Annotated in this window: 1 protein-coding gene; it reads right to left on the bottom strand. The window is 70.0% G+C overall.

All coding sequences use genetic code 11. The features are described from left to right. A partial coding sequence (locus IU459_RS37035; protein ID WP_228839047.1) for a condensation domain-containing protein occupies positions 1–1693 on the bottom strand: 1693 nt, incomplete at both ends.

A 1693-nucleotide genomic window follows, 5' to 3' on the forward strand; every position in this document is an offset into this window, starting at 1 on the left:
GGCAGAGGTTGCGGCGACGCCGGATTCGACCAGCAGCCGGGCCCGTTCGTCCGCGTCGAGGATATCGATGTCGCCGACCAGGACGTCCGGGTCGCCGAGCAGGGCTTCCAGCACCCGGACCAGGCGCTGGGCCAGGATCTGGACCTCGTCGGCGGTGAACCGGCTGCCCAGGTACCGCAGGGTCAGCTCGATGCTGGACTCGGCCATCACCAGCAGCGTCATCGGGTAGTGCGTGGCGTCGTTGACGCCGACACCGTTCACCGACATGCCGTCGATCGAGCTGGCGGCCGCGATCGCTTCCTTGTCCATCGGATACGACTCGAACACCATCAGCGTGTCGAACAGCGACCCGGTGCCCGCCACCCGCTGGATCTCGGTGAGCCCAACGTAGTGGTGCTCGAGCAGGTCGGCCTGTTCGCGTTGCAGCCGCTCCAGCAGCTCGCCGATACTCTGGCGGTCATCGATCCGCAGCCGCACCGGCAGCGTGTTGATGAACAGACCCACCATCGATTCGACGCCGGGCAGCTCGGCCGGACGGCCGGACACCGTCGCGCCGAACACCACGTCGCCGCGGCCGGTGAGGCGTCCGAGCAGGATGCCCCAGGACGCCTGCACCAGCGTGTTCACCGTGACGCCGAGTTCGGCGGCGTGCTTGGTGATCCGGCGGGTGCGGTCGGCGTCGATCTCGGTGGTGAGCGTGCCGATCTCGTAGTCCTCCGTGCCCCTGGCCTGCGGCGCGAGCTGCGTGGGCTCGGTGACGCCGTCCAGCGCCGTCGCCCAGGCGCGCAGCGAAGCGTCCCGGTCGCGCCCGGCCAGCCAGCCGAGGAAGTTGCGGTAGGAGGCCACCCGCGGCAGCGCGGTCTGGTCGCCGCGCACCGCGTACAGCACCAGCATGTCCCGCATGAGCAGCGGCATCGACCAGCCGTCCAGCAGGATGTGGTGGGTGGTGATGACCAAATGCCACTGCTCGGCGTCGCTGCGGAACAGCGTGAAACGCATCAGCGGCGGCGTGGCCATGTCGAAGTGCGTGGCCCGCTCCACCGCGACCTGACGCTTCAGTTCGGCGTTGCGCTGCTCGGCGGGCAGCTCGGTGAGATCCACCTCGCGCCACGGAGCTTCGACGCGATCCAGCACCACCTGCACGGCCTGGCCGTCGGAGTCGGTGACGAACGCGGTGCGCAGGTTCGGGTACCGGTCGATGATGCCCTGCGCCGCCGCACGCAGCCGCGCCGCGTCCACCGTGCCGCCCAGGTCCACCACTGCCTGCATGGTGTACACGTCCACGGTGGACTGGGTCATCAACGCGTGGAACAGCAGACCCGACTGCAGCGGCGAGAGCGGCCACACCTCGGTCAGCGCCGGGTAGGTCTGTTCCCACACCTGGATGTCGTGCTGCCCCACCCGCACCAGCGGCATGTCCGACGGCGTGAAGCCGCCCGCGTCCGGCCGCCGCGCGTGCGTGGCCAGCGCGGTGAGCGCCTCGACCCAGAGGTCGGCGAACTCCTGGACCCGCTCGGCGGTCAGCAGACCGGCCGGGAAGGCGAACGACGCGCCCAACTGCGGGCCGTCGGCGCCCTCGGTGACGATCGCGTTGATATCGATCGTCGCGTTGGCGGGCATGTCGAGGTCCATGTCGACATCCAGCTGACCCAGGTCGGCCACCGGCACCCAGCCGATCTCGGCGAGCTGCTCG

The sequence above is a fragment of the Nocardia amamiensis genome, assembly GCF_015477605.1.
Taxonomy (GTDB): domain Bacteria; phylum Actinomycetota; class Actinomycetes; order Mycobacteriales; family Mycobacteriaceae; genus Nocardia; species Nocardia amamiensis_A.